Annotated in this window: 1 protein-coding gene; it reads left to right on the top strand. The window is 69.0% G+C overall.

The genetic code is table 11. The features are described 5' to 3' along the window. The coding region (locus U8525_RS34675; protein ID WP_374271005.1) for a hypothetical protein at nt 1-255 on the top strand (255 nt) is incomplete at both ends.

Raw genomic sequence — 255 nt, 5'->3', positions numbered from 1 at the left:
ACCTCAACCGGGCGGACCTCACGGCGGAGCGCTTCGTGCCGAATGCCTTCAGCGCGAAGGGGGGAGAGCGGCTGTACCGGACGGGAGACAAGGCGAGGTGGAGGGAAGACGGCACGCTGGAGTTCCTGGGGCGCACGGACGACCAGGTGAAGGTGCGAGGCTTCCGAATCGAGCTGGGAGAAGTGGAAGCGGCGCTGCTGGGGCAGGACGGCATCGCGGAAGCGACGGTGGTGGTGCGCGAGGTGGGCGGGGACA

The sequence above is a fragment of the Corallococcus sp. RDP092CA genome, from assembly GCF_041903675.1.
Lineage (GTDB): Bacteria > Myxococcota > Myxococcia > Myxococcales > Myxococcaceae > Corallococcus.
This window is presented reverse-complemented; position numbering and strand designations above follow the sequence as displayed.